This window comes from Oceanisphaera avium (assembly GCF_002157875.1).
In the GTDB taxonomy this organism is placed as follows: domain Bacteria; phylum Pseudomonadota; class Gammaproteobacteria; order Enterobacterales; family Aeromonadaceae; genus Oceanimonas; species Oceanimonas avium.
In genome coordinates, this window is record NZ_CP021376.1 from 2,654,842 (window position 1) to 2,679,791 (window position 24,950).

A 24,950-nucleotide genomic window follows, 5' to 3' on the forward strand; every position below is an offset into this window, starting at 1 on the left:
GTGATACACTCTTGCGTTGATGTAATGTAGCCAATCCCTTTCATCCCAAGCTGTGCCATTCTACTCCCTATATTAATAGGGCCATGACGGTGAAACAATTACTTGACAGGAGTCCTCATGAGCCAAGCCGCTGCACTTTATATAGTGCCAACCCCTATCGGAAATTTGAATGATATCAGCCAGCGTGCACTGGATACATTACAAGAGGTTGATTTAATAGCCTGTGAAGATACCCGTCATACGGCCAAACTGCTATCTCATTACCAGATTAATACCTCCACTTGGGCCTTGCACGATCATAATGAACAATATAAATCCGAACAGCTAGTGGCGCGGCTCTTGGATGGACAACGTATCGCCTTAGTCTCAGACGCGGGTACGCCGCTGATCAGTGATCCTGGTTATCACTTGGTCAATCGGTGTCGTGAAGCGGGCATTCAAGTCATCGCACTGCCTGGTCCTTGTGCGGCGATCACGGCGTTATCTGCTGCAGGCTTACCCACAGATCGCTTTGCTTTTGAAGGCTTTCTACCCGCTAAAGAAAAAGCGCGGCTAGATAAAATTGAACAATTAAAAGAAGAAGGCCGCACCTTAATTTTTTATGAGTCGCCGCGACGCTTAATTGATAGTGTGGCCGCACTAGTAGCGGTGTTGGGCGACGACCGCCAAGTGGTGGTGGCCCGAGAAGTGACGAAAACCTTTGAGTCTATTCACAGCTTACCCGCTGCTGAAATGCTGACATGGCTTAAGCAAGACAGTAACCGTAGTCGTGGAGAAATTGTCTTGATGGTCGCCGGCTATCGAGCCAGCGTTGAAGATGAGTTAGCAGCTCCTGTGCTGCGCACGCTGCGTTTATTGTGTAGTGAGCTGCCGTTAAAGAAAGCCGCCGCGCTCACCGCCGAGATCCATGGCTCAAAGAAGAATGCATTATATAAGTACGGACTAGAGAACGGGCTTTAATAACGCTCTACGTTATCCGTTAAATAAATTGGGTGTGAGTGGGGACGTACAGCTTATTTCGTATGGCATATAGCAGCCAGAAGAGCTAGCGTCAGCCTAATGGCTAGTGTACAATCCGCGCCGGAGTTAGCTGGATAATCGCTGCTTTGTCGTTGTGCCTTTGGGCATACGGGCGAAGGGGAGGAAAGTCCGGGCTCCATAGGGCAGGGTGCCAGGTAACGCCTGGGGAGCGCGAGCTCACGACCAGTGCAGCAGAGAGTAAACCGCCGATGGCCTTCGGGCACAGGTAAGGGTGAAAGGGTGCGGTAAGAGCGCACCGCGCGGCTGGCAACAGTTCGTGGCACGGTAAACTCCACCCGGAGCAAGACCAAATAGGCCTCCATGGGCGCGGCCCGCGCTGGAGGCGGGTAGGTTGCTTGAGCCAGTGAGCGATTGCTGGCCTAGAGGAATGATTATCACTCGAGCTTGCTTGAGACAAAACCCGGCTTACAAGCTAACTCCACCTACTTTTAAAACGCAGCTTCGGCTGCGTTTTTTCATTATGTCGTCCTATTCGCGCTTTATGGGGTTATTAGAACCCAACTGAGACCCAAGAACCGCACGAATACACAACCTGACTCTTTTCAGGGTCTTTTTCTATTTAGCTTGCTTGAAATGCCTCCCTTGCCTCCTTACAATCTAGCGAAGTGGGGAAAAGTGGTTTTTGTGGAACAAACTGGTCTTTAAGGACTCATAATGCTGCGTGGTACACACGCCATCAGCCTAGACAGCAAAGGCCGCTTGGCAATACCGACTCGATATCGAGAAAAATTTCGCGAAGAAGCGGACGGTATTTTAGTGTGCACGGTAGATATCTTTGAACCCTGTTTGTTGCTCTATGCTCTTTCTGAGTGGGAGCAAATAGAAAAAAACTCCGCTTACTTTCTCGTATGGACCCTCAAGAGCGGCGGCTGCAACGGGTATTGCTTGGCCATGCCAGCGAATGCGAATTAGATAGCCAAGGACGTTTATTAATTCCCAGACCCTTGTGCCAACACGCAGGGCTGGAAAAGAAAATTATGCTGGCGGGGCAACTCAATAAGTTTGAAATTTGGGATGAGCGGCGCTGGCAACAACAAATTAGCGATGACTTGCAGCTTCTTCCTGATGAAGACTGGAATACATCCGCACGACTGCGGGATTTTGGGTTATAACATGAGCCAACAACACACACATATTACGGTTTTGCTACACGAAGCGGTGGCTGGCTTAGACATTAAACCTGATGGTATTTACGTAGATGGCACCTTTGGCCGCGGTGGCCATTCTCGCCACATCCTCTCTCAATTAGGTCCAAATGGGCGCTTATTCGCCATTGACCGCGACCCGCAAGCCATAGCTGAAGCCGCCACTATTACTGACCCGCGTTTTAAAATTCTCCATGGTCCTTTTTCTCAGCTGGCGAGCATGATGGCCGAGCTGGGCTTAACGAAAAAGATTGACGGCGTTCTGTTGGACTTAGGCGTTTCTTCTCCACAGTTAGATGAAGCAGAGCGGGGCTTTAGCTTTCAAAAAGATGGTCCGCTAGATATGCGCATGGACACGACCACGGGGCAAAGTGCGGCACAATGGTTAGCCGAGGCCAGCGAAGATGATATTACGTGGGTATTAAAAAATTACGGTGAAGAAAAATTTGCTCGTAAAATTGCCCGCGCTATTGTCTTTGATCGCGCGACTGAACCCTATACTCGCACGCGAGCTCTGGCACAAATGATAGCGCGCGTCAGCCCCAGTAAAGATAAACACAAACATGCGGCTACGCGAAGTTTTCAAGCGATCCGTATTCATATTAATGGTGAGCTCGAGGAGATTGGACAAGCACTGGCCGGCGCACTGGAAGTATTAGCGCCCCAGGGGCGCTTATCGGTGATTAGTTTTCACTCCTTAGAAGATCGCATCGTCAAGCGCTTTATTCGCAAGCACGAACAAGGCCCAGAGCTCCCTCCTGGATTACCGCTCACCGAAGCTCAATTATCGACAGGGCGCTTATTAAAAAGCCTCGGTAAAGCGCAAAAGCCGACTCGTGAAGAAGTGGCCGCTAACCCTCGCTCTCGTAGCTCAGTACTGCGGGTGGCAAAGCGCTTGGATAATGAGCAGTGAGAAGCGCTAGAGTGAATCTTGCCAAAGAAATTGGCCAAGACTTATTACGCTATAAATGGCTGTTATTATTAGCCGCTATTACCATTGGCTCGGCACTCATCGTGATTGTGATCACTCAAGGAACGCGCCAGCTCACCAGTGAATATAACGAGCTCATGGCTGAGCAAGACCGGCTGGATATTGAATGGCGTCATTTACTGTTAGAGCAAAACACACTAATGGAGCACAGCCGCATAGAGCTGCTAGCACGAGATAAACTGGGTATGAAACGACCTGCCCCGGCCGAGGAAAAACTGGTGGTGCAACAATGAGACGGCGCAAGCAAGCTAAAAAAGAGCCGCTTTTAACGAGCTGGCGCTTCCTAACCGTCTGTGCCTTTATTGTGGTGGCGTTTGCCTCCTTATTTGCTCGCGCAGCTTGGATACAAGTGGTGTCGCCGGATCGGTTGCGCATGGAGGGCGATATGCGCTCCTTGCGCACCGCCGTAACCAGCACTACGCGCGGCATGGTAATGGATAGGAACGGGGAAGAGTTAGCGGTATCGGTACCGGTACAAGCGGTATGGGCAGATCCTAAACAAGTGCATGGTGAGCAGAGTTTAAAAAAAGAACAAGCTTGGCAGGCGCTAGCGGATGTATTGGGCGTGCCACGAGAAAAATTACTGAAACAGGTAGAAAACCCTAAGCGTCGCTTTGTTTATTTACAGCGCCAAGTTACGCCAGCGGTGGCAGAATACATTAGAAAATTGCGTCTACCTGGGGTTCACCTGCGCCCCGAAGAACGGCGCTTTTATCCCACTGGGGAAATTAATGCCCATATGGTGGGCATGACCAATATCGATGGTAACGGCATAGAAGGCATTGAGCGCAGTTACAATGACTGGCTAACGGCACAAGCGGGCGAGCGTCGCGTTCGCAAAGATAGAACAGGGCGCATTATTGAAGACTTAGGCGTGGTGTCAGAAGCGCGCCAAGCCAATAATATTCAGCTGAGTATTGATCAACGCATCCAAGCCTTAGCCTATCGCTCGCTAAAGCGTGCCAGTGAGTATTACCGTGCCACTTCTGCCTCTCTGGTATTAATTGATGTAAAAAGCGGCGAAGTCTTGTCCATGGTCAATAGCCCGTCATTTAATCCTAATAACCGTGGCCAGTATCAAAGTTTTCGCGCGCGTAATCGCGCGGCGACCGATGCTTATGAGCCCGGCTCTACTTTAAAGCCGCTCATTGTAGTGAGTGCCTTAGAAAACGGCGTGGTCAATGCTAATTCTATTATTGATACCAGTCCGGGCTGGATGCGCCTTGGCGGCAAGCGGGTGTCAGATACGCGCAACTTAGGCCCAATTAGCGTAGAAACGGTGTTAATGCGCTCTTCTAATATGGGCATGGTACGAATGGCATTACAAGAAACGCCAGAACAGTTAATCGACACCTTATATCGCTTTGGGTTGGGAATTGACTCGGGTACCGGTCTGGTGGGCGAAAGCCCAGGCTTAGTGCCGCAGCGTCGTCGCTGGTCAGATATTGAAAAAGCCACCTTATCCTTTGGTTATGGCTTAACAGTAACGCCCTTACAGCTAGCGCAAGCGTACGCCGTTATCGCCAACGGTGGCGTGCGGTTTCCACTCAGTATTCTTAAGCGAGAACAACCCCCTAAGGGGGAGCAGGTTATCCCTAAACAGCACGCCGACTCAGTACTCAAGATGTTAGAAGCTGTGGTAGGCCCGGGCGGGACTGCAGGGAACGCCGCTATTCCGGGCTATCGTGTGGGTGGCAAAACGGGTACCTCGCGCAAAGCTATCGCCGGCGGTTATGGTAACGATTACGTAGGCTTATTTGCCGGCGTGGCGCCCATTAGTGATCCGCGACTGGCTATGGTGGTAGTGATGAATGAGCCACAAGGTGATCAATATTATGGTGGGCAAGTGGCGGCGCCGGTGTTTGCTGAGGTGATGAGTGGCGCGCTGCAATTAATGAATATTCGCCCCGATGGTGCCAAAGATGAACAATTTAACTTAGCAGGTCAGGAGGCAAAACGTGTCCCTCACACTTAGAGAGTTAGCCCAAGCGCTAGGACACACGGCGCCGGCCATTCCTATCACTGCGATCACACTAGATAGCCGGGCCGTGGTGCCTGGCTGCTTATTTATTGCCATTCAAGGACAAGTGCAAGATGGGCGGCAATATATAGAAACAGCACTCGCCCAAGGCGCCGCCGGCGTATTAGTTGAGGTAGCGCATCCCGAGCAAGCAGGCCTAGTGGCTGATGATCCTCGTTTACTGAATGTCTATCAGCTCGCTCAGCAGGTGTCTTTGTTAGGTGGGTTATTTTATGGCGATATGTCTGCTGCTTTGCCAGTAGTAGGCGTGACCGGCACCAATGGTAAGAGCACAGTTAGCCAAATTATTGCTAATTGGAGCGACTTGTTGGGCACTCCTGCTGGGGTAATGGGCACCCTAGGTAATGGCCTTTATGGCCACTTAACGCCGGCAATAAATACCACCGGCTCGCCTTTAGCGATCCAAGCGCAACTGGCTGCTTTACAAAGGGCGGGTGCCAAGCGAGTGGCGATGGAGGTCTCTTCTCATGGCTTGCATCAACACCGAGTGGCAGCACTGCAGTTTAAGGTGGCCGTGTTCACTAATCTCAGTCGTGATCACCTAGATTATCACGCCACTATGGCAGAGTACGCCGCGGCTAAGCGCCAATTATTTGAATTGTGTCAGCAGGCACGGGTGATAAATGCCGACGATCAGCTGGGTCGTCGCTGGTTGGTACACTATCCCGATGCCATTGCTTATAGCTTGCATGGACGGCTGAGTGATTTTAGCGGTAAACAAATTGTCGCGGAAACGGTGCGCTTTTCTGGCGATGGCATGCAAGTGACCATTAACTCTGATTGGGGCAATGGTGTATTATTCGCCCCCCTGATGGGCAGCTTCAATGTGGCTAATCTATTGGCCGCCATGGGCGCGTTATTAGCGTTGGGCGAGCCCTTTGAGCGATTATTAGCCACTGCGGCGCAATTATCGGGCATAGAAGGGCGCATGGAGTCATTTCGCGCCCCGCAACAGCCGTTAGTGATTGTAGATTATGCTCATACGCCCGATGCCTTAGAGCAAGTACTAAACGCCTTGCGCCAGCACTGCCAAGGTCAATTATGGTGTGTAGTGGGTTGTGGCGGAGACCGAGATAAAGGTAAGCGCCCGCTAATGGCCGCCGCCGCCGAGCAAGGGGCAGACTGCGTGGTACTGACTGAAGATAATCCTCGTACTGAGTCGGCCAGCAATATTATTAACGATATGCGCCAAGGATTAAGCGCGCCAGACTCAGTGCCGGTGGTGCACAATCGAGCCGACGCTATTGCTTATGCTATCGCACAAGCAAGCGCGGACGATATTATTTTAGTGGCCGGTAAAGGCCATGAGGATTACCAGATAGTGGGCAGCGAAAAAATACATTATAGCGATCGCGAAACGGTCGCGGCGTTATTGGGAGCGAATTTATGATAGCGCTAACATTAAGCCAAATAGCTGACGCCTCCGGCGGAGAGCTACGCGGAGCAGACCGCTTAGTAACGCGCGTGACGACTGACAGCCGACAGCGACTCAGTGCCGGCACGCTATTTGTCGCCTTAACAGGCGAGCGTTTTGATGGTCATGACTTTGTCGCTGATGCGCTAGCGCAAGGCGCTGATGCCCTATTAGTGGAGCGCTGGTTAAGCGTGCCCGATACGGTGGCCCAAATAAAGGTCGCCGATGCGCGGTTAGCGCTGGGCGTGCTAGGAGGCTTAGTTCGCGAACAAAGTAGCGCCAAAGTATTAGCCATTACCGGCAGTTGTGGCAAAACCACGGTAAAAGAAATGGCCGCCTCTATATTGCGCCAAAAAGGCCAAGTGCTGGCCACCGAAGGTAATTTAAACAATGAAATCGGCGTGCCTCTTACCTTATGCCAGCTCACCGCAGATACAGATTTCGCCGTTGTTGAGCTAGGAGCGAACCATGTGGGTGAAATCGCTTGGACCAGTTCTTTAACCCAACCTCATGTGGCCATTATTAATAATGTGGAAGCCTCACACTTAGAAGGCTTTGGCTCTTTGGAGGGGGTGGCACAAGCGAAAGGGGAAATCTATTCAGGCTTAGTAGAAGGCGGGGTAGCCATTGCTAATGGTGCCAGCCCCTTTTGTAAGCTGTGGAAAGAACACTACCCCTTAGTTTATTTTGGTGAGCATAAAGCGTATCAGGCACGAGATATTCAATTAGACAGAGCCGGCTGTGCACAATTTCGCTTGCTCACCCCTCAAGGTGAGGTAGCCATTAAATTGCCACTTCCGGGTAAGCATAATGTGGCAAATGCGCTAGCCGCCGCGGCAGGCACCGAGCAACTAGGGGCCAGCTTAAGCGATATTAGCCAAGGTTTAAGTCAGTTTGCGTCGTCTGCAGGGCGCTTGCAGGTATGGACGCGACCCGGCTTGACGGTGTTAGATGATACATATAACGCCAGTGTGGCTTCTGTACTTGCAGGTTTAGACACCCTAGCTAGCTTGCCTGGTTTTCATATCTTTGTGTTTGGCGATATGGCCGAGCTTGGCAGTTATAGCAAAGCCATGCATAGCCAAGTGGGTGAGCACGCCAAAAAACTCGGTATTGACTGCGTATTAACCGTAGGTAAAGACAGCCAATTTACGGCGCAAGCGGCACAAGGGCGACATTTTGTCGATAAACAACAATTACAGACAGTGTTATTTGAGACGCTGGCTCAACAACATAAGGTTGTGGTTTTGATTAAGGGTGCACGTAGTGCGCGCATGGAAGACGTGGTACGCGCGATACAGGAGAAAAGTCCATGCTAGTTTGGCTGGCGGAGTGGCTGACTCCTTATTTCAGCTTTTTTAACGTATTTTCTTACCTAACTTTTAGAGCCGTTATCGCCATTTTAACTGGCTTAGTCATTAGTCTGTGGGTGGGGCCTTACTTAATACGACGACTACAACAGCTGCAAATTGGCCAAGTAGTACGCGACGATGGCCCTGAGTCACATTTTAGTAAGGCTGGCACGCCCACTATGGGCGGCCTAATGATCCTTATTTCTATTTTTGGCACCGTATTGTTATGGGCGCGCCTAGATAATCCGTATGTATGGATAGTGTTGTTTGTTTTAGGTTCTTTTGGAGCCATCGGTTTTGTCGACGATTATCGCAAAGTGGTACGCAAAGATACCGATGGCTTGATTGCCCGTTGGAAGTACTTTTGGCAATCCATGGCGGCCCTTGCCGCGGCGCTAGCGGCTTATATCATCGCTAAAGACCCCGCCCAGACCCAATTAGTGGTGCCCTTTTTTAAAGAAGTGATGCCGCAACTGGGTTTATTTTTTATTATTTTGAGTTATTTCGTGATTGTCGGCTCTAGCAACGCCGTTAACTTAACCGATGGTTTAGATGGCCTCGCTATTATGCCGGTGGTGATGGTGGCGGCAGGCTTTGCCTTAGTGGCGTGGGCCACCGGTAACGTTAACTTTGCGGCGTACTTGCATATTCCTTATGTGGCCCATGCGGGTGAACTCACCGTGTTTTGTACCGCCATTGTCGGTGCTGGTTTAGGCTTTTTATGGTTTAACACCTATCCCGCTCAAGTCTTTATGGGGGATGTAGGTTCATTAGCGCTAGGCGCGACCTTAGGTGTTATTGCAGTGTTGGTGCGCCAAGAGTTTTTATTGGTGATCATGGGCGGGATCTTTGTGATTGAAACGCTATCGGTCATCTTACAAGTCGGCTCTTATAAGCTGCGCGGCCAGCGTATTTTTCGCATGGCGCCCATTCATCATCACTATGAGTTAAAAGGTTGGCCTGAGCCGCGAGTGATTGTGAGATTTTGGATTATCACGCTGATGCTGGTACTGATTGGCCTCGCTACCTTAAAGGTAAGATAAGCATGTTGCCTAAGCGGATCCTTATTCTAGGGCTGGGGCAAACTGGTATTTCAGTTTTGCATTATTGTCTGGCGCACCATATCACTCCGATAGTGATGGACACCCGCGACTGCCCACCTGGTGCTGAGCAATTACCGGCCCATGTTGAGCGCCATTTTGGTGCTTTGTCATTAGCGCCTTTATTAGCGGCTGAGCTCATAGTAGCAAGCCCCGGCGTGCCCTTGGCCACGCCTGAGTTACAGCAGGCGCTTGAGGCGGGGGTGGAGATTATTGGTGATATTGAGTTAGTAGTGCGAGCGCTTGCCACTCGCCACGTTCCCATTATTGCTATTACCGGCTCCAATGGTAAAAGCACCGTTACTACCCTAGTAGCCGAGATGGCCGCTCAAGCAGGCATTAAGGTGGGTATGGGGGGCAATATTGGCACTCCGGCACTGGAGTTACTGGCGGACCAGCCGCAGTTAGTGGTATTAGAGTTATCAAGTTTTCAGCTAGAAACTACGCCCAGTTTAGCCACGTTAGGGGCCACTGTGCTTAATATTAGCGAAGACCACCTAGACCGCTATCGCGACCTTGCTCATTATCGCGATACGAAACTGACGATTTATCAAGATACCCAATTAGGTGTATTTAATCGTGAAGACACTCAAACTCAGCCGCCTAAGAAAGTGGCAAGCGTCAGTTTTGGCTTGGATGAAACTCACTATGGGCGCACAGAGCAGGACGGCCAATTATGGCTAAGTCGAGCAGGTCAGCCGTTGTTTCCGGTTTCTGAGCTAAAAATATTAGGTAGTCATAACCAACTTAATGCACTGGCGGCGATGGCCTTGAGTGATCAAGCAGGCATCTCTTGGCCAGCGCAAGAGGCGGTCTTGCGCCGCTTCAGTGGCTTAAAACATCGCTGTCAATTTGTAGCCGAAAAAAAGGGCGTGCGCTGGGTAAATGACAGTAAAGCCACCAATGTGGGGGCGACCTTAGCGGCAATTGATGGGCTTGCTGAGAGTGCAAAGCAAGGACGTTTATGGCTGATTGTCGGCGGCCAAGGTAAAGGCCAAGATTTTTCTCCTTTGATGGCGGTCCTTAAGAGCAAGGTGGCAGCCATGGTGTGTTTTGGGCAAGACCAAGCGCAATTATTGGCGCTCGCTGCTAACACTCACGCTGTGACTAACTTAGCGCAGGCTGTTACATGGTGTGCTGAGCAAGCCACAGCGGGCGATACGGTATTATTTGCCCCCGCCTGTGCCAGTCTTGATATGTATGGCAATTATCAGCTGCGCGGTGAGCACTTTATTACGCTGGTGGAGGCGCTATGAAATGGCCTACTTTTGGTAGCAACTGGTTACTGCGCCCCTCAATTGGCCTTATTTATGATCGTCAATTAGTGATTTTATCGCTGACCTTAATGGCCATCGGTTTAGTTATCGTCTCTTCGGCCTCCATTGCCGAGGGCATTAATGTAGGTAATGACCCTTTTCATTTTGTGAAGCGCCACGGAATTTTTTTGGTTATTTGCTTAGTGCTCAGTGTGTTTATTTTACAAGTCTCCATGGATCGTTGGCAGCAGTTTAATACCGCGCTGTTATTGTTTTCTATTGTGCTCTTAGTACTGGTATTAGTGTTAGGTCGTGAAATAAACGGCAGTCAGCGCTGGTTACCCTTAGGGCCATTAAACGTCCAGCCTGCAGAAATCGCTAAGCTGGCACTGTTTACTTTTTTGGCCGGTTATTTAGTGCGCCGCCAAGATGAAGTGCGTGGCCAATGGAAGGGCTTTATTAAGCCGCTGGCGGTGATGGGCATCTTGTCGGTGTTATTGCTATTACAGCCCGACTTAGGCTCGGTGGTGGTATTATTTGTGACCACACTGGGTATGTTATTTTTAGCGGGCGCTCGCTTAAGCCAGTTTTTAAGCTTAGTGGGCTTAGGTTTGGCTTTATTATTATTTTTGGTTATTAATGCGCCTTATCGGATGCGCCGTGTCACCTCTTTTTTAAATCCTTGGGAAGACCCCTTTGGCAGTGGCTACCAGTTAACTCAATCCTTAATGGCGTTTGGGCGCGGAGGATGGTTTGGCGAGGGCTTAGGGAATTCTATTCAAAAGTTAGAATACCTTCCAGAAGCCCATACTGACTTTGTGTTTGCCATCTTAGGCGAAGAGCTTGGCTTTAGCGGTGTCATCATAGTGTTATTACTGCAAGCATGGTTAGCCTTTAAAGCGCTGCATATTGGCCAAAAAGTATTATTAGGAGGGCGCCAATACGAGGGCTATTTAGCCATGGGCATTGGCATTTGGTTTAGTTTTCAAACTGTGGTCAACGTAGGGGCGGCGTCTGGCATGTTACCCACTAAAGGCCTAACGTTGCCCTTAGTCAGTTATGGTGGCTCGAGTCTGTTAGTGATTAGCACGGCGGTGGCGATTTTGCTGCGCATCGACTTTGAGTGGCGCCGCGACAATATGCAAGCAAGACAACGGGAGGCGAGTTAGTGTCAAATAGTGCTGCTCAGTCTCCCAAAACTTTATTAGTGATGGCCGGTGGTACCGGTGGCCATGTGTTTCCAGGGTTAGCTGTGGCGGACTTGCTGCGAGACCAAGGCTGGGACATTCATTGGTTAGGCACGGCTGAGCGCATGGAAGCGCAGTTAGTGCCACAACACGGTTATCCGCTACACACTATTGCGATTGCTGGCGTGCGCGGTAATGGCTTTAAGCGTAAGCTATTCGCTCCTTGGCATATTTTGCGAGCGACTTGGCAAGCGCGCGCTATTTTAAAGGCTGTGAAGCCGCACGTGGTGCTTGGGATGGGCGGTTTTGCTGCTGGCCCTGGGGGCGTGGCAGCGTGGCTTATGGGTATCCCATTAGTATTGCATGAGCAAAACGCGGCAGCTGGCATGACCAATAAGCTATTAGCCCGCTTAGCAAAAAGCGTGTTAATAGCTTTTCCTGGCCCTTTTGCTAAGCGCAAGCAAGTGCAGTTAGTAGGTAATCCGGTACGCGCCGAAGTATTAGCGTTACCGGCACCTGAGGCGCGCATTTCGCTAGACCCGCAGCCGTTGCGTTTATTAGTGGTGGGCGGCAGCTTAGGCGCAAAAGTATTAAATGAAGTCGTGCCCTTAGCCGTTGCTCGGGCAGGTAATGTCATAGTGCGCCACCAAACGGGCAAAGGAAATAGCGAAGCGGTGCGCGCTCACTATCAAGACTTAGGGTTAGTCGCCCACGTGAGTGATTTTATTCAAGATATGGCGAGCGCTTACGCCAGTGCCGATATAGTGGTGTGTCGCGCGGGCGCCTTAACGGTGTCTGAAATTGCCGCCGCTGGCGTGGGCGCCATTTTTGTACCGCTGCCCCATGCAGTTGACGATCATCAAACTAAGAACGCGGGCGTGCTTGCCCACTCAGGTGCCGCTATTTTAGTGGCACAAACTGAACTTACCCCCGATTTTTTGGCCGAACAGCTGCACCAGCTTAGCCACAATCGAGCGCGCTTATTATCCATGGCCCAACAGGCACGTGCGCTTGCTATTACTGATGCCGCCGAGCGGGTCACCGCGCAATTACAAAGCGTTGCAAAATAAATGAGAGAAAGGCATGACCAAAGTTGAACTAGCAAAACTTCGCAGCACAGTTCCCGAAATGAGACGAGTGCGTCGCATCCATTTTATCGGCATCGGTGGTGCCGGTATGGGCGGTATTGCCGAAGTGTTGGGCAATGAAGGTTATGTGATCTCTGGCTCCGATATTGCTTATAACCCCGTTACCGATCGCTTAACTGCTAAAGGGGCCAAAATCTATTTAGGTCATGCCCCGAGCAAGTGGCCGATGTCAGTGTGGTAGTTATTTCGAGCGCTATTAAAGAGGATAACCCCGAGTTAGTGGCGGCCAGAGAGCTGCGGATCCCGGTGGTGCGCCGCGCGGAAATGTTAGCTGAGCTAATGCGCTTTCGCCACGGTGTAGCGGTAGCCGGCACCCATGGCAAAACCACCACCACTAGTTTAATTGCCAGTATTTATGGCGAAGCGGGGCGCGATCCGACTTTTGTTATTGGCGGCTTACTCAATAGCGCTGGCTGTAATGCACGCTTAGGCTCTAGCCGCTATTTAATTGCCGAAGCCGATGAAAGTGATGCTTCGTTCTTACACTTACAGCCCATGGTTTCGATTGTGACCAATATTGAAGCGGATCACATGGACACCTACGGCGGTGATTTTAGTAAGTTAGAAGCGACCTTTATCGACTTTTTACATAACTTGCCCTTTTATGGCTTAGCGGTGTTATGTGTAGACGATGAGGTGGTACGTGAACTCATGCCGCGCATTAGCCGCCAATGTGTCACCTATGGTTTTGCCCAAGATGCCGACTATCGCATTAGCGATTTTAGCCAAGAACGAGATAGTTGTCGCTTTAGCGTATCGCGCCCCGATGGTCGCTCGTTAGCGGTAAAACTAAATTTACCAGGGCGCCATAATGCCCAAAATGCGACGGCCGCTATTGTGGTCGCTTGCGAGGACGGCGTAGCGGATGAGGCTATTTTAGCCGCGTTAATTAAGTTTGAAGGCGTGGGTCGTCGTTTTCAACAATATGGCGAATTTGCTACCGGTCGCGGCTATGCCAAGTTAGTGGATGACTATGGCCATCACCCTAGCGAAGTGCGCGCCACACAAAATGCGGTCCGTGCGGGTTGGCCAGAACGACGCTTAGTGACCATTTACCAACCCCACAGATACAGTCGAACCCGTGATCTGTACGAAGATTTTGTTGATGTATTATCAAAAACCGATGTACTGATCTTGCTTGAGGTGTACAGTGCGGGCGAAACGCCAATTCCGGGTGCGGATAGTCGTGCCTTATGTCGTTCTATTCGTAGCCGTGGCAAGATGGAGCCTATTTACGTGGCCAGTCCTGAAGAAGTACCGCACGTGCTGGCCGAGTTATTGCAAGATGGTGACTTAGTGCTAACCCAAGGGGCTGGCAATGTGGGCAGCTTAGCGCGCACTTTAGGCCAATTAGAATTATCGATCGCTGCAATGCAACAAGGAGAGCCCGCGTGACATCATTTGGTAAAGTAGCAGTATTATTTGGCGGGCATGCAGCAGAGCGCGAAGTGTCATTACGCTCGGGAGCGGCCGTGTTAAAGGGGCTGCGCAATGCGGGTGTGGATGCCCATGGTATCGATACCAAAGACTATGCGCTAGCTGAGCTTAAAACCGAGGGCTTTGAGCGAGCTTTTATCGTGGTACATGGCCGGGGCGGGGAAGATGGTGCGCTGCAAGGGGCATTAGAATATTTAGGTCTGCCTTATACAGGCTCGCGCGTGCTTGGCTCGGCACTGGCCATGGATAAAATCCGCACCAAACAAGTCTGGAAAACCTTAGACTTACCCACTGCAGAGTTTAGCGTGGTGCATCGTGGCCAGTTTAAGGCTGAAGATGCGAGTGCGCTATTGGCCAAATTTGCCGGCCCTATTTTTGTAAAGCCTGCTAATGAAGGCTCAAGTATTGGCATGACTAAGGCGGTAGATGCACCTACCTTAATCGCCGCCATTGAAGAAGCGTTTAAATTTGACGCACAAGTGCTGTTAGAGCGCTTTATCGATGGCGAGGAATATACGGTGAGTATTTTAGGCGAGCAGGCATTGCCCGCTATCCGTTTGCGTACCACTCATGATTTCTATGATTACTCGGCTAAGTACCAATCCGGTGATACTGAGTACTTATGCCCTTGTGGTTTAAGTGAAACTGAAGAAAAAGCACTGGGCGAGCTGTGTGTCGCCGCCTTTAAAGCGGTGGATGCCAGTGGTTGGGGACGCGTAGATGTGATGCGTGACAGCCAAGGTAACTGGTGTTTATTGGAAGTGAATACGGTCCCTGGCATGACTGAAACCAGTTTGGTGCCCAAAGCGGCTAAAGTAGCCGGCTTATCGTTTGAGCAATTAGTGGTGGCGGTGCTGGAGCAGGCATACTGATATGACCTCTGCCGCAACCCGCACTAGGCTGGCGTTTTTTGGTGGCTTAAGTTTTTTCTTAGTGGTGCTGTCAGCGCTGCTTTGGGGCTTGTGGCTAGTCGTGCTGTGGATGACCTCGGCAAATCAATTGCCCGTTAATAATTTAATGATCCAAGGGGAGCACCGTTATCTAAGCCGTGAGATGGTGCGCGACTCGGTATTAGAGCTGCCCGGCATTGGCAATTTTTTTGCGCTAGAGGTAGATCAGGTCCAACAACAGTTGCAAGCGCTGCCGTGGGTTTATCAAGCATCGGTGCGCAAACAATGGCCGGACACGGTGCGAGTCTATATAGTCGAGCAGCAACCGGCGGCACGTTGGAACTATAACGCCTTGCTGAATGAATTAGGTGAAGTCTTTCAAGCGACGCTAGAAGAAGCAGATTTGGTGTCGTTATCGGGACCAGATGAAGAGTCGGCACGAGTATTAGCCGAATATAAGCAAATAAAACAATATTTACAGCCAAAGGGTTATGGCATTGAGCAGATTCACTTAACACCACGTCGCTCATGGGAACTGACTCTAGATAACGGCATAACTTTATTATTGGGCCGCGAGAATATAGCGGCACGATTACAACGATTTGTTGATGTCTATCCAGATATTGATGAGCGCGAACGAGTAGCCTATCTCGATTTGCGCTACGATACTGGGCTGGCAGTGGGATGGAAGCAGGACGAAGAGACGGATAATGACCAAAAGCGCGGAAAGAAACCTGATCGTCGGGCTTGATATCGGCACGGCTAAGGTCACAGCTCTGGTAGGCGAATTACTACCAGACGGCGATTTGAACGTTATCGGCATTGGCAGCCATTCTTCAAAGGGAATGGACAAAGGCGGCGTTAACGATTTGGAGTCAGTGGTTAAATCACTGAAACGAGCCGTAGATGAAGCAGAAATGATGGCAGACTGCCAAATCACTTCTGTCTACCTTGGCCTATCGGGTAAGCATATCGAATGTCGTAATGAAACGGGCATGGTACCCATCTCTGATGAAGAGGTGACTCAGGAGGACGTAGATAACGTCATTCATACTGCCAAATCAGTACGCTTATCAGATGAACACAGGGTGTTGCATGTATTGCCTCAAGAATACTCCATCGACTTTCAAGAGGGGATTAAAAACCCCATTGGTTTGTCGGGCGTGCGTATGCATGCCAAAGTGCACTTAATTACCTGCCATAACGACATGGCGCGTAATATTGAAAAGTGTGTGGAGCGCTTAGGTTTGCGTGTCGACCAGTTGATCTTTAGTGCCCTAGCCTCAAGCTATGCGGTATTAACCGATGATGAAAAAGAATTAGGGGTGTGCGTGGTCGATATTGGCGGCGGCACCATGGACATGGCGGTCTTTACCGGCGGCGCGCTGCGCCACACTAAAGTGATCCCCTACGCAGGCAGCACCGTCACCAGTGACATTGCTTATGCGTTTGGTACACCTCCTTTAGATGCGGAAGCCATTAAGATCCGCCATGGTAGCGCCTTTAGCCGTTTGGTCAGTAAAGAAGACACCATAGAAGTGCCAAGTGTGGGTGGTCGTCCGGCGCGTAGTTTACAACGCCAAACCTTGGCGGAAGTGATAGAGCCGCGCTATAGCGAGTTATTGGGCATGATTAACCAAGAGTTAAGCAAAATCCAAGGCGAGCTAAAAAAAGCCGGGGTGAAACACCAACTGGCGGCCGGACTGGTCTTAACCGGTGGTGCGGCACAAATTGAGGGATTGGTAGAGTGTGCCGAGCAAATATTTCAATGCCAAGTACGCATCGGCCAGCCTGATGGCGTTAAAGGTTTATCAGATTACGTTGAGACACCTGTGTATTCCACGGCCGTAGGTTTGCTCCATTACGGTAAGGAGCATCAGTCAATGCCTCAGCAAGACTATAATGGCAAATCCAGTTTTGGCTCTATTTTTAAACGTATGGGCAACTGGTTGCGTGGCGAATTTTAAGCTTGTGGACCTAGCCCCTGGCACTCAGTCCCAAGAAAAGCGGAGAGACTCTTATGTTTGAATTGATGAATGATCACGAGCAGGAAGCGGTAATTAAGGTGATCGGCGTGGGCGGTGGCGGCGGTAATGCCGTTGAGCACATGGTTCGCGAAAAGCTAGAGGGTGTGGAGTTTCTAGCCATCAACACCGATGCTCAAGCACTGCGTAACTCCAGTGCCGATAGCACGCTACAAATTGGGGGCGAGATCACCAAAGGCTTAGGCGCTGGTGCTAATCCGGAAGTAGGGCGCGACGCCGCCATAGAAGATAAAGACGCGATTCGCGAATTGCTTAATGGCGCGGATATGGTGTTTATTGCGGCCGGTATGGGCGGCGGCACCGGTACCGGTGCGGCACCCGTAGTAGCAGAGATTGCGAAAGAATTAGGTATTTTAACCGTCGCGGTCGTGACCAAGCCGTTTGCCTTTGAAGGTAAAAAGCGTTTGAGTTATGCCCAGCAAGGGATTGATGAGCTGGCCAAACACGTCGACTCTTTAATTACCATTCCTAACGATAAGTTATTAAAAGTTTTAGGCCGCGGTATTTCACTATTAGACGCGTTTCGTGCAGCGAACGATGTGTTATTGGGTGCGGTACAAGGTATTGCCGAGCTAATTACTCGTCCTGGCTTAATTAACGTCGACTTTGCTGACGTGCGTACCGTAATGCGAGAAATGGGTACCGCTATGATGGGTACCGGCACCGCCACCGGCGAAGATAGAGCCGAAGAAGCCGCCGAAAAAGCCATTTCTAGCCCCTTGTTAGAAGATGTGGACTTAGCTGGCGCGCGCGGTATTTTGGTTAATATCACCGCCGGTTTAGATATGACCATTGAAGAGTTTGAAACGGTAGGTAATGCCGTTAAGGCGTTCGCTTCAGAAAATGCCACCGTCGTGGTGGGTACCGTATTAGACCCAGAAGTATCTGATGAGCTGCGCGTCACCGTCGTCGCCACGGGTATTGGTGCTGAGCGTAAACCCGATATTACCTTAGTAAAATCGGGCACCAGTAATCGTGATGATAATGGGATGCGCCAAGTGGAAGCACCACGGGAAGAGCAGCCCGGTAAAATGGTGGTTAACGCGGATGCCACGCAAGCTAAGTCAGATATGGACTATTTAGATATACCGGCATTTTTGCGTAAACAGGCCGATTAACTCTGCAGCCTTTTAAAGGGTCTAATTTGCGGTGAGCAATTATTATGCTAACATATTGGACCACTTGAATTTGGTTGGGATCTGGCCTTTAGTGCAGACTCGTGGCAGATAACTACTGGCGGACAATCTTATGATTAGACAACGAACGTTAAAGAATACCGTGCAGGCCACCGGAATCGGCCTGCATTCCGGCCATAAAGTACAAATGACCTTTGTACCGGCGCCGGCTAACACAGGTATCGTGTTTCGTCGTACGGATCTGAGCCCGCAGGTCGATATTCAAGCCGATGCGGCTTTAGTGAAAGACACTATGCTGTGTACCGCGCTAGTCAATGAAGACGGCGTGCGGGTATCGACTATAGAGCATTTATCTGCCGCCCTTGCAGGGCTTGGCATCGATAACTTAATTATCGAAGTGGATGCCCCCGAAGTGCCGGTAATGGACGGTAGCTCTCATCCGTTTATTTACCTGCTGCAATCGGGAGGAATTCACGAGCTGAATGCCTTAAAGCGCTTTATTCGTATTAAGAAAACAGTACGCGTTGAAGATGGCGATAAATGGGCAGAATTAAGACCCTATCATGCCGGCTTTAAGATGGACTTGACCATCGACTTCGATCACCCGGTGTTTGAAGGTCAAAGCCAACATTTGGTACTGGATTTTTCGGGTGCTGCCTTTGTTAAGCAGTTAAGCCGCGCTCGTACATTTGGCTTTATGCGCGATATTGAATATCTGCACTCGCAAAACTTGGCGCTGGGCGGCAGTTTAGAAAATGCCGTGGTGTTAGATGAGTATAAAGTGTTAAACGAAGACGGCCTGCGCTACCCCAATGAGTTTGTGAAACATAAGATGTTAGACGCCATTGGCGATCTATACATGTGTAATCACAGTATTTTGGGTGAGTTTTGCGCTTATAAAACCGGCCACGCTCTGAACAATACCTTATTGCGCGCTATGTTAGCCGATGCCGAGGCCTGGGAAATCGTCACCTTTGATGAGCAAGATTCTCAGTCACCGATCCGCTACTACGACACCGCCTTTAGCCCTGCTTAAATGTTATTAAGACTCGCCAGCCTTAGCTGGCGTGTTTTTTTGTTTCCTCGTCCTATTTCTTAAGCACACCTTCTTATGCAAAAAGCCCCCGCTCTTACCAAACAAACTCGCTTTGCTTGGTCTTTAACGCCTTGGTTATGCTTAGCACTAATTAGCACGCTACTGGCCGCGGTATTTTTTTATAGCCAGTGGCAAAGCAGTCAGCGCCAACAGCAGCTGTTAACCAGCCAACTCGCTCAGCAAAAACGTATTCAACAGCGAGAGCTTACCCGTATTGGCCAGCGTTTAGGTCAATTACAAGCGCAAGTAAGCCAAGTGAGTCAAATGAGTCATCGCTTAGTCAGTGACTATGATTTAATGGACGAGTTACCAGTAGCTCGCCTTGATACTAATTTATTACAGCGCCCTTTTAATGGCTTTGCCGATCTTAACCAAACCCTAAGCCAAGTCATGGCGCACACTCAAGAATATGGCATTACGCTGGTAGCACTTGAATCTATGCTATTGAATCTCCATATCAATGAAATCACGCAAGTCCAAGGACATCCCGTTCCTGGCACCAGTGAACTGAGTTCAGGGTTTGGCAAACGCAGTGATCCCTTTAGTGGACGAGCGCGTTGGCATCGCGGTTTAGACTTTAGAGGTAAAATAGGCGAGCCTATTGCTGCCACGGCCGCCGGTGTAGTGAGTGTATCTGAGCACCATAAAGACTTTGGTAATATGGTTGAAATTAACCACGGGCAGGGGTGGATTACCCGCTATGCCCATCTTGATAGTCAGTTAGTTGAAGTGGGTGAGTATGTCGAGCAAGGGCAGCTCATCGCACGTATGGGACGCTCTGGTCGTGCTACCGGCGTGCATTTGCATTACGAAGTGTTAAAAGGCAATAAACAGTTGAATCCAGCGCGATTTATACTTAATTAGATCTCGGTCCCCACTGGGGCTTTCTCTTTCATCAGCAAAATTGGCCAAACATGATCACTAAACTTTTTACCATGATAATTGGTAGCCGTAACGACAGAAGCCTCAAGCGCATGCGCAAAGTGGTGGATGAAATTAATGCCATGGAGCCTAAATTTGAGGCCTTGTCCGATAGCGAGTTACAAGCTAAAACTGTTGAGTTTCGCCAACGCCTAGAACAAGGTGAAACCTTAGAAGAACTCCTTCCCGAAGCTTTTGCTACTGTGCGTGAAGCCTCACGCCGTGTCTTTGAAATGCGCCATTTCGATGTGCAGTTAATTGGCGGCATGGTGTTACATAACAATCAAATTGCCGAAATGAAAACCGGTGAAGGTAAAACTTTAACCGCCACCTTGCCGGTCTATCTTAATGCGCTCACTGGGCGCGGTGTGCATGTGATCACGGTGAATGATTATCTGGCGCGTCGTGACGCAGAAGCTAACCGACCGTTATTTGAGTTCTTAGGCTTAACTGTTGACTGTAACTTAGCCGGTATGGACTCGAGCGAAAAGCATGCCGCGTATGCCGCCGATATTACTTACGGTACCAATAATGAGTTTGGCTTTGATTACCTACGGGACAACATGGCCTTTTCTCCGCAGCAGCGCGTACAACGTCCTTTATATTATGCGCTGATTGATGAAGTGGACTCGGTTTTAATTGATGAGGCGCGTACACCATTAATTATCTCAGGTCCGGCAGAAGACAGCTCAGAGCTTTATATTCGCATTAATACCTTGATCCCAAAGCTGGTTAAGCAAGACGAAGAAGACACCGAAGATTACATCGGTGATGGCCATTACACGGTAGACGAGAAAAACAAACAGGCGCTATTAACGGAAAACGGCCAAATTTTCGTTGAAGACGAATTAAAGCGCATGGGGTTAATTGAAGAGCATGACTCTTTATTCTCAGCAGGCAATATTACGCTGTTAGCTCATGTGAATGCGGGCTTGCGTGCTCATACATTATTTGAGCGCAACGTCGACTACATCGTTCAAGATGATGAAGTGATTATCGTGGATGAGCATACGGGTCGTACTATGCCTGGGCGTCGTTGGTCAGAGGGCTTACACCAAGCCGTTGAAGCGCGCGAAGGGGTGAAAATCCAAAATGAAAACCAGACCTTAGCCTCCATTACTTTTCAAAACTTCTTTAGATTATATGAAAAGCTGGCCGGTATGACTGGTACCGCAGATACTGAAGCTTTTGAATTTCAACATATTTACGGTTTAGATACGGTGGTGATCCCTACTAATAAACCCATGGTCCGCAACGACATGGGCGATTTAGTGTATTTAACAGCCCCTGAAAAATATTTAGCCATTATTGAAGACATTAAAGGCTGTGTTAAACGGGGCCAGCCGGTGCTCGTGGGTACCGTCTCTATTGAAAACTCCGAATTACTATCAGGCATCTTAGATAAAGAAGGCATCGCTCACCGAGTCCTTAACGCTAAATTTCATGAAAGTGAAGCGGAAATTATTGCCGAAGCCGGTCAAGCGGGAGTGGTCACCATAGCGACCAACATGGCCGGTCGGGGTACAGATATTGTGCTAGGTGGCAACTGGCAGTCAGAAATCGATAAGCTAGAAGCGCCGAGTGCGCAGCAAATCGCCGATATTAAAGCGGCGTGGCGCATTCGCCACGATGAAGTGATTGCTGCGGGTGGCTTACATATTATTGGTACCGAGCGCCATGAATCTCGCCGTATTGATAACCAGCTGCGCGGTCGTGCCGGTCGTCAAGGTGATGCCGGCTCTAGCCGTTTCTACTTGTCGATGGAAGATGCTTTGATGCGTATTTTTGCCTCAGATCGGGTTACCGGTATGATGAAAAAATTAGGCATGGAAGAAGGCGAAGCGATTGAACACCCTTGGGTGAGTCGCGCCATTGAAAATGCTCAGCGCAAAGTAGAAACCCGTAATTTCGACATTCGTAAAAACTTATTAGAATTTGATGATGTTGCTAACGACCAGCGTAAAGTTATCTATGAACAGCGTAATGAGCTGTTAGATGCCAGCGACATTAGCGACACCATTGCCTTGATCCGTGAAGACGTTATTAATGGCATTATCGATGAGTATATTCCTCCTCAATCATTAGAAGAGTTGTGGGATGTGCCAGGACTTGAGCACCGTTTGATGGCTGATTTTGGCTTAGAAGCGCCAATCGAGGCTTGGTTAAAAGAAAACGATAAGTTACACGATGAGCAAATTCGCGACCAAATACAGGCACTCGCTGCACAAGCTTATGCCGATAAAGAAGCGGTAGTGGGCGCGGAAGTGATCCGCCAATTTGAAACCTCAGTCATGCTGCAAACTCTAGACACCTTGTGGAAAGAGCACTTGGCGGCCATGGATCATTTACGCCAAGGTATTCATTTACGAGGTTATGCGCAAAAGAACCCTAAGCAAGAGTACAAGCGCGAGTCTTATGAGTTGTTTACTCAGTTGCTGGAAAATCTAAAGCGCGAAGTGGTGAGCATTTTGAGCCGAGTGAAAGTACAAAGCCAAGAAGAAATTGCCACCGCAGATGAACAACGCCGTGAAGCAGCGGAGAGTTTGCCACAAAGTTACAGCCATGCTTCGGCAGATAATTTATTAGAAGATGAGACGGCGACTGCGACTGCGGGCGCGGCTGAGCCTAATACTTTTGTGCGCGAAGGCCAAAAAGTAGGTCGTAATGACGCCTGCCCTTGTGGTTCCGGTAAAAAATACAAGCAATGTCACGGTAAATTAAATTAAATTAAATTAAATATATCGCAAAAACTTAATGCTTGTGAGTGAATAAGGCCGCCTATTAAAGGCGGTCTTTTTTTGCGGGCGCTTTGATCAAAAACAAGCCACTAGTGCGCTAAAAAAGTTAGGGTTTAGTCATACATATTACTAAATAAAATATTAAGGAAGTCGATATAAGTATAACGAATAAGAATTTTAACTAAGCCTTAGCTAACGGAGTGCTAAATTTTGAAAAACTTAACCTTGAAAGCGTTGATCCGCTTGGTGTTCTTGGTAGTGCTAGCGGTCGCTATGATATTTGGTGTTGCCTTATATCTGTTATTGCAATCCCAACAAAGTGTTAGCCACACTCAAGAATCTCGGTTTCAGTCTTTTAACGCCAGTAATATGATGCGTATGTACTCGCTTGAGCTTTCTAATGATATTCGTAACTATGTCGTTACCGCCAACCCTGAAAAACTAAAAACTTACCAAGACACCATGGCCATGACCTTGGGCGAAAAACCAAGAGCAGGGGGCTGGCAGATTTCAAACCAAGCCATGTTGGCAGAATTGCCAGTGGATGCTTCTGAATTAGCTTTGCTTGAGCAAGGCCGCCGCGGCACTGTGATGCTAGGTGAGCTGGAGAAAAAAGCGATTGCACTAATGCAAAATGGCCGTGCCACTGAAGCTCAACAATTAGTGTTTGGCCCTGAGTATGATGAAGGTCGTCACTTAATGAGTAATTCGGTCAATATGGCGATTGCCGACTTACTCCAGCGCTTAAATACTCAGTTAGAGCAAGAGCAGCAGCGTAACCAACAAATGGTGACCTTGATGATTACGTTAGTGGTGGGTTTAGTGGCATTAAGTCTGCTACTGGGCTGGACGCTGAAGCGCTCGGTATTACAACCGCTTGGCGCAGAGCCCAGTGAAATGGAGCGCGTCGCCACCGCTATTAGTGAAGGAGATTTAAGTTTAACCTTTAATGCTAACGCCACGGGTGTTTATGCTAATTTGCAGCACATGGCGGAAAAGCTGCGCGAAGTGATTGGTCATATTCATCAATCTAGCCAAAGCTTATCTACGGCGGCTGAAGAAACCTCCGCTATTTCCTTACAAACCAGTGCTAATATCGGACGCCAACAAACCGATACCGAACAAGTGGCGGCGGCCATAAATGAAATGTCTGCCACGGTGCAAGAAGTGTCTCACAATACCAGCTTAGCGGCGTCTTCGGCACGCTCTGCTAACGAAGCAGCCGAGCAGGGGAAAGTAGTAGTGCAACAGACGGTACTGTCTATTAGCCAACTTGCTGATGATGTGCAAGCAACCGGTCAAGTGGTGCAATCTTTAGCCGATAGCAGTCAAGAAATTAGTACTGTGGTCCAAGTTATTCAAGATATTGCCGATAGAACTAACTTATTAGCCCTTAACGCCGCCATTGAAGCGGCACGAGCGGGAGAACAGGGCCGAGGTTTTGCGGTCGTGGCGTCAGAGGTACGTGATCTTGCCGAGCAAACCCAGCAATCCTCACAAGTGATTGTGACCACTATTGCTAAGCTACAAAATGATGCTAAGCAGGCTATGTTAGCCATGCAAAGTGGCCGCCAGCAAGCGGAGCTCACCGTTAGTCAGGCCCATGAAGCCGAGCAGGCGCTTAATCTCATTAGTGCCGCCGTGCAAACCATTAATGACATGAATACCCAAATTGCCACCGCCGTAGAGCAACAGGCCACGGTCACGGAGGACATCAGTCGTAACCTCACCACCATTCAAGGAGTAGGCGAAGAGACCGCCAGTGGTGCCGAGCACACCGCCAGTGCCAGTCGTGAGCTATCAGAGCTTGCCGCGGGGCTACAACAACTCGTCCAAGGCTTTCGCTTAGAGACTACGCTACGTAACGCTTAGGGTGAGTATTGATTATTTAACGCCCTCGGTAGCAATGCCGAGGGCGTTTTTATTTCAAGGCTTATAAGTGAAGAGCAAACCTGTTTTGTGGACGAGGTATGACTTTTTATAAATACCTCTTAAGTATTTATTCTCACCGC

At 49.5% G+C, this 24,950-nt stretch carries 18 protein-coding genes, 1 other RNA gene and 2 pseudogenes; all 21 read left to right on the forward strand.

Going from position 1 to position 24,950, the window contains the following annotated elements; translation table 11 throughout:
• Positions 1-117 precede the first annotated feature (117 nt).
• The 21 genes and pseudogenes from rsmI (at position 118) to CBP12_RS12370 (ending at position 24,810) form a co-directional block, all read left to right on the forward strand.
• Positions 118-960, forward strand: a complete 843-nt coding sequence (rsmI, locus tag CBP12_RS12270) for a 16S rRNA (cytidine(1402)-2'-O)-methyltransferase (protein WP_086964823.1) — start codon at positions 118-120, stop codon at positions 958-960.
• A gap of 122 nt (positions 961-1,082) precedes the next feature.
• Positions 1,083-1,465, forward strand: an RNA gene (gene rnpB / locus CBP12_RS12275) — RNase P RNA component class A.
• Between the two features lie 230 nt (positions 1,466-1,695).
• Positions 1,696-2,153: pseudogene (mraZ, locus tag CBP12_RS13860) on the forward strand (division/cell wall cluster transcriptional repressor MraZ).
• Position 2,154: 1 nt separating this feature from the next.
• A complete protein-coding gene (rsmH, locus tag CBP12_RS12285; protein WP_086964825.1) occupies positions 2,155-3,099 on the forward strand; it encodes a 16S rRNA (cytosine(1402)-N(4))-methyltransferase RsmH in 945 nt (314 codons plus the stop codon).
• Positions 3,096-3,410: a cell division protein FtsL gene (ftsL, locus tag CBP12_RS12290; RefSeq protein ID WP_086964827.1), complete on the forward strand. Its 315-nt coding sequence runs from the start codon at positions 3,096-3,098 to the stop codon at positions 3,408-3,410. The genes rsmH and ftsL overlap by 4 nt, the downstream gene beginning before the upstream one ends.
• A complete protein-coding gene (locus tag CBP12_RS12295) occupies positions 3,407-5,152 on the forward strand; it encodes a penicillin-binding transpeptidase domain-containing protein (RefSeq protein WP_086964829.1) in 1,746 nt (581 codons plus the stop codon). Before ftsL ends, CBP12_RS12295 begins: the two co-directional genes overlap by 4 nt.
• Positions 5,136-6,608, forward strand: a complete 1,473-nt coding sequence (gene murE / locus CBP12_RS12300; protein ID WP_086964831.1) for a UDP-N-acetylmuramoyl-L-alanyl-D-glutamate--2,6-diaminopimelate ligase — start codon at positions 5,136-5,138, stop codon at positions 6,606-6,608. Before CBP12_RS12295 ends, murE begins: the two co-directional genes overlap by 17 nt.
• Complete coding sequence (locus CBP12_RS12305) at positions 6,605-7,951, forward strand: UDP-N-acetylmuramoyl-tripeptide--D-alanyl-D-alanine ligase (protein WP_086964833.1); 1,347 nt, start codon at positions 6,605-6,607, stop codon at positions 7,949-7,951. The genes murE and CBP12_RS12305 overlap by 4 nt, the downstream gene beginning before the upstream one ends.
• A complete protein-coding gene (mraY, locus tag CBP12_RS12310; protein WP_086964835.1) occupies positions 7,945-9,027 on the forward strand; it encodes a phospho-N-acetylmuramoyl-pentapeptide-transferase in 1,083 nt (360 codons plus the stop codon). Before CBP12_RS12305 ends, mraY begins: the two co-directional genes overlap by 7 nt.
• A gap of 2 nt (positions 9,028-9,029) precedes the next feature.
• Positions 9,030-10,340, forward strand: coding sequence for a UDP-N-acetylmuramoyl-L-alanine--D-glutamate ligase (gene murD / locus CBP12_RS12315; RefSeq protein WP_086964837.1), 1,311 nt, complete (start codon positions 9,030-9,032; stop codon positions 10,338-10,340).
• A complete protein-coding gene (ftsW, locus tag CBP12_RS12320) occupies positions 10,337-11,509 on the forward strand; it encodes a cell division protein FtsW (protein WP_086964839.1) in 1,173 nt (390 codons plus the stop codon). The genes murD and ftsW overlap by 4 nt, the downstream gene beginning before the upstream one ends.
• Complete coding sequence (gene murG / locus CBP12_RS12325) at positions 11,509-12,597, forward strand: undecaprenyldiphospho-muramoylpentapeptide beta-N-acetylglucosaminyltransferase (protein WP_269765819.1); 1,089 nt, start codon at positions 11,509-11,511, stop codon at positions 12,595-12,597. The genes ftsW and murG overlap by 1 nt, the downstream gene beginning before the upstream one ends.
• 13 nt (positions 12,598-12,610) lie before the next feature.
• A pseudogene (gene murC, locus CBP12_RS12330) lies at positions 12,611-14,070 on the forward strand (UDP-N-acetylmuramate--L-alanine ligase).
• Positions 14,067-14,984: a D-alanine--D-alanine ligase gene (locus CBP12_RS12335; protein WP_086964841.1), complete on the forward strand. Its 918-nt coding sequence runs from the start codon at positions 14,067-14,069 to the stop codon at positions 14,982-14,984. The pseudogene murC and the gene CBP12_RS12335 overlap by 4 nt, the downstream one beginning before the upstream one ends.
• Position 14,985: 1 nt before the next feature.
• Complete coding sequence (locus CBP12_RS12340; RefSeq protein ID WP_086964843.1) at positions 14,986-15,753, forward strand: cell division protein FtsQ/DivIB; 768 nt, start codon at positions 14,986-14,988, stop codon at positions 15,751-15,753.
• A complete protein-coding gene (gene ftsA / locus CBP12_RS12345) occupies positions 15,713-16,969 on the forward strand; it encodes a cell division protein FtsA (protein WP_086964845.1) in 1,257 nt (418 codons plus the stop codon). Before CBP12_RS12340 ends, ftsA begins: the two co-directional genes overlap by 41 nt.
• 53 nt (positions 16,970-17,022) lie before the next feature.
• The gene (gene ftsZ / locus CBP12_RS12350) at positions 17,023-18,165 is read left to right on the forward strand and encodes a cell division protein FtsZ (RefSeq protein ID WP_086964847.1); all 1,143 of its coding nucleotides are present in this window, start codon (positions 17,023-17,025) and stop codon (positions 18,163-18,165) included.
• Between the two features lie 130 nt (positions 18,166-18,295).
• A complete protein-coding gene (lpxC, locus tag CBP12_RS12355; RefSeq protein WP_086964849.1) occupies positions 18,296-19,219 on the forward strand; it encodes a UDP-3-O-acyl-N-acetylglucosamine deacetylase in 924 nt (307 codons plus the stop codon).
• Between the two features lie 75 nt (positions 19,220-19,294).
• Complete coding sequence (locus CBP12_RS12360; RefSeq protein ID WP_086964850.1) at positions 19,295-20,143, forward strand: M23 family metallopeptidase; 849 nt, start codon at positions 19,295-19,297, stop codon at positions 20,141-20,143.
• Positions 20,144-20,193: 50 nt separating this feature from the next.
• A complete protein-coding gene (gene secA, locus CBP12_RS12365; RefSeq protein ID WP_086964852.1) occupies positions 20,194-22,926 on the forward strand; it encodes a preprotein translocase subunit SecA in 2,733 nt (910 codons plus the stop codon).
• 222 nt (positions 22,927-23,148) lie between these two features.
• Positions 23,149-24,810 (forward strand): methyl-accepting chemotaxis protein, encoded by a 1,662-nt coding sequence (locus CBP12_RS12370; RefSeq protein WP_232455076.1) that lies wholly within the window; start codon positions 23,149-23,151, stop codon positions 24,808-24,810.
• Positions 24,811-24,950 lie beyond the last annotated feature (140 nt).

Coding starts and splice junctions, on each gene's coding strand:
- rsmI (WP_086964823.1), top strand. CDS start 118: ATGAGCCAAGCCGCTGCACTTTATATAGTGCCAACCCCTATCGGAAAT.
- rsmH (WP_086964825.1), top strand. CDS start 2,155: ATGAGCCAACAACACACACATATTACGGTTTTGCTACACGAAGCGGTG.
- CBP12_RS12295 (WP_086964829.1), top strand. CDS start 3,407: ATGAGACGGCGCAAGCAAGCTAAAAAAGAGCCGCTTTTAACGAGCTGG.
- CBP12_RS12305 (WP_086964833.1), top strand. CDS start 6,605: ATGATAGCGCTAACATTAAGCCAAATAGCTGACGCCTCCGGCGGAGAG.
- mraY (WP_086964835.1), top strand. CDS start 7,945: ATGCTAGTTTGGCTGGCGGAGTGGCTGACTCCTTATTTCAGCTTTTTT.
- murD (WP_086964837.1), top strand. CDS start 9,030: ATGTTGCCTAAGCGGATCCTTATTCTAGGGCTGGGGCAAACTGGTATT.
- ftsW (WP_086964839.1), top strand. CDS start 10,337: ATGAAATGGCCTACTTTTGGTAGCAACTGGTTACTGCGCCCCTCAATT.
- CBP12_RS12340 (WP_086964843.1), top strand. CDS start 14,986: ATGACCTCTGCCGCAACCCGCACTAGGCTGGCGTTTTTTGGTGGCTTA.
- ftsA (WP_086964845.1), top strand. CDS start 15,713: ATGACCAAAAGCGCGGAAAGAAACCTGATCGTCGGGCTTGATATCGGC.
- ftsZ (WP_086964847.1), top strand. CDS start 17,023: ATGTTTGAATTGATGAATGATCACGAGCAGGAAGCGGTAATTAAGGTG.
- lpxC (WP_086964849.1), top strand. CDS start 18,296: ATGATTAGACAACGAACGTTAAAGAATACCGTGCAGGCCACCGGAATC.
- CBP12_RS12360 (WP_086964850.1), top strand. CDS start 19,295: ATGCAAAAAGCCCCCGCTCTTACCAAACAAACTCGCTTTGCTTGGTCT.
- secA (WP_086964852.1), top strand. CDS start 20,194: ATGATCACTAAACTTTTTACCATGATAATTGGTAGCCGTAACGACAGA.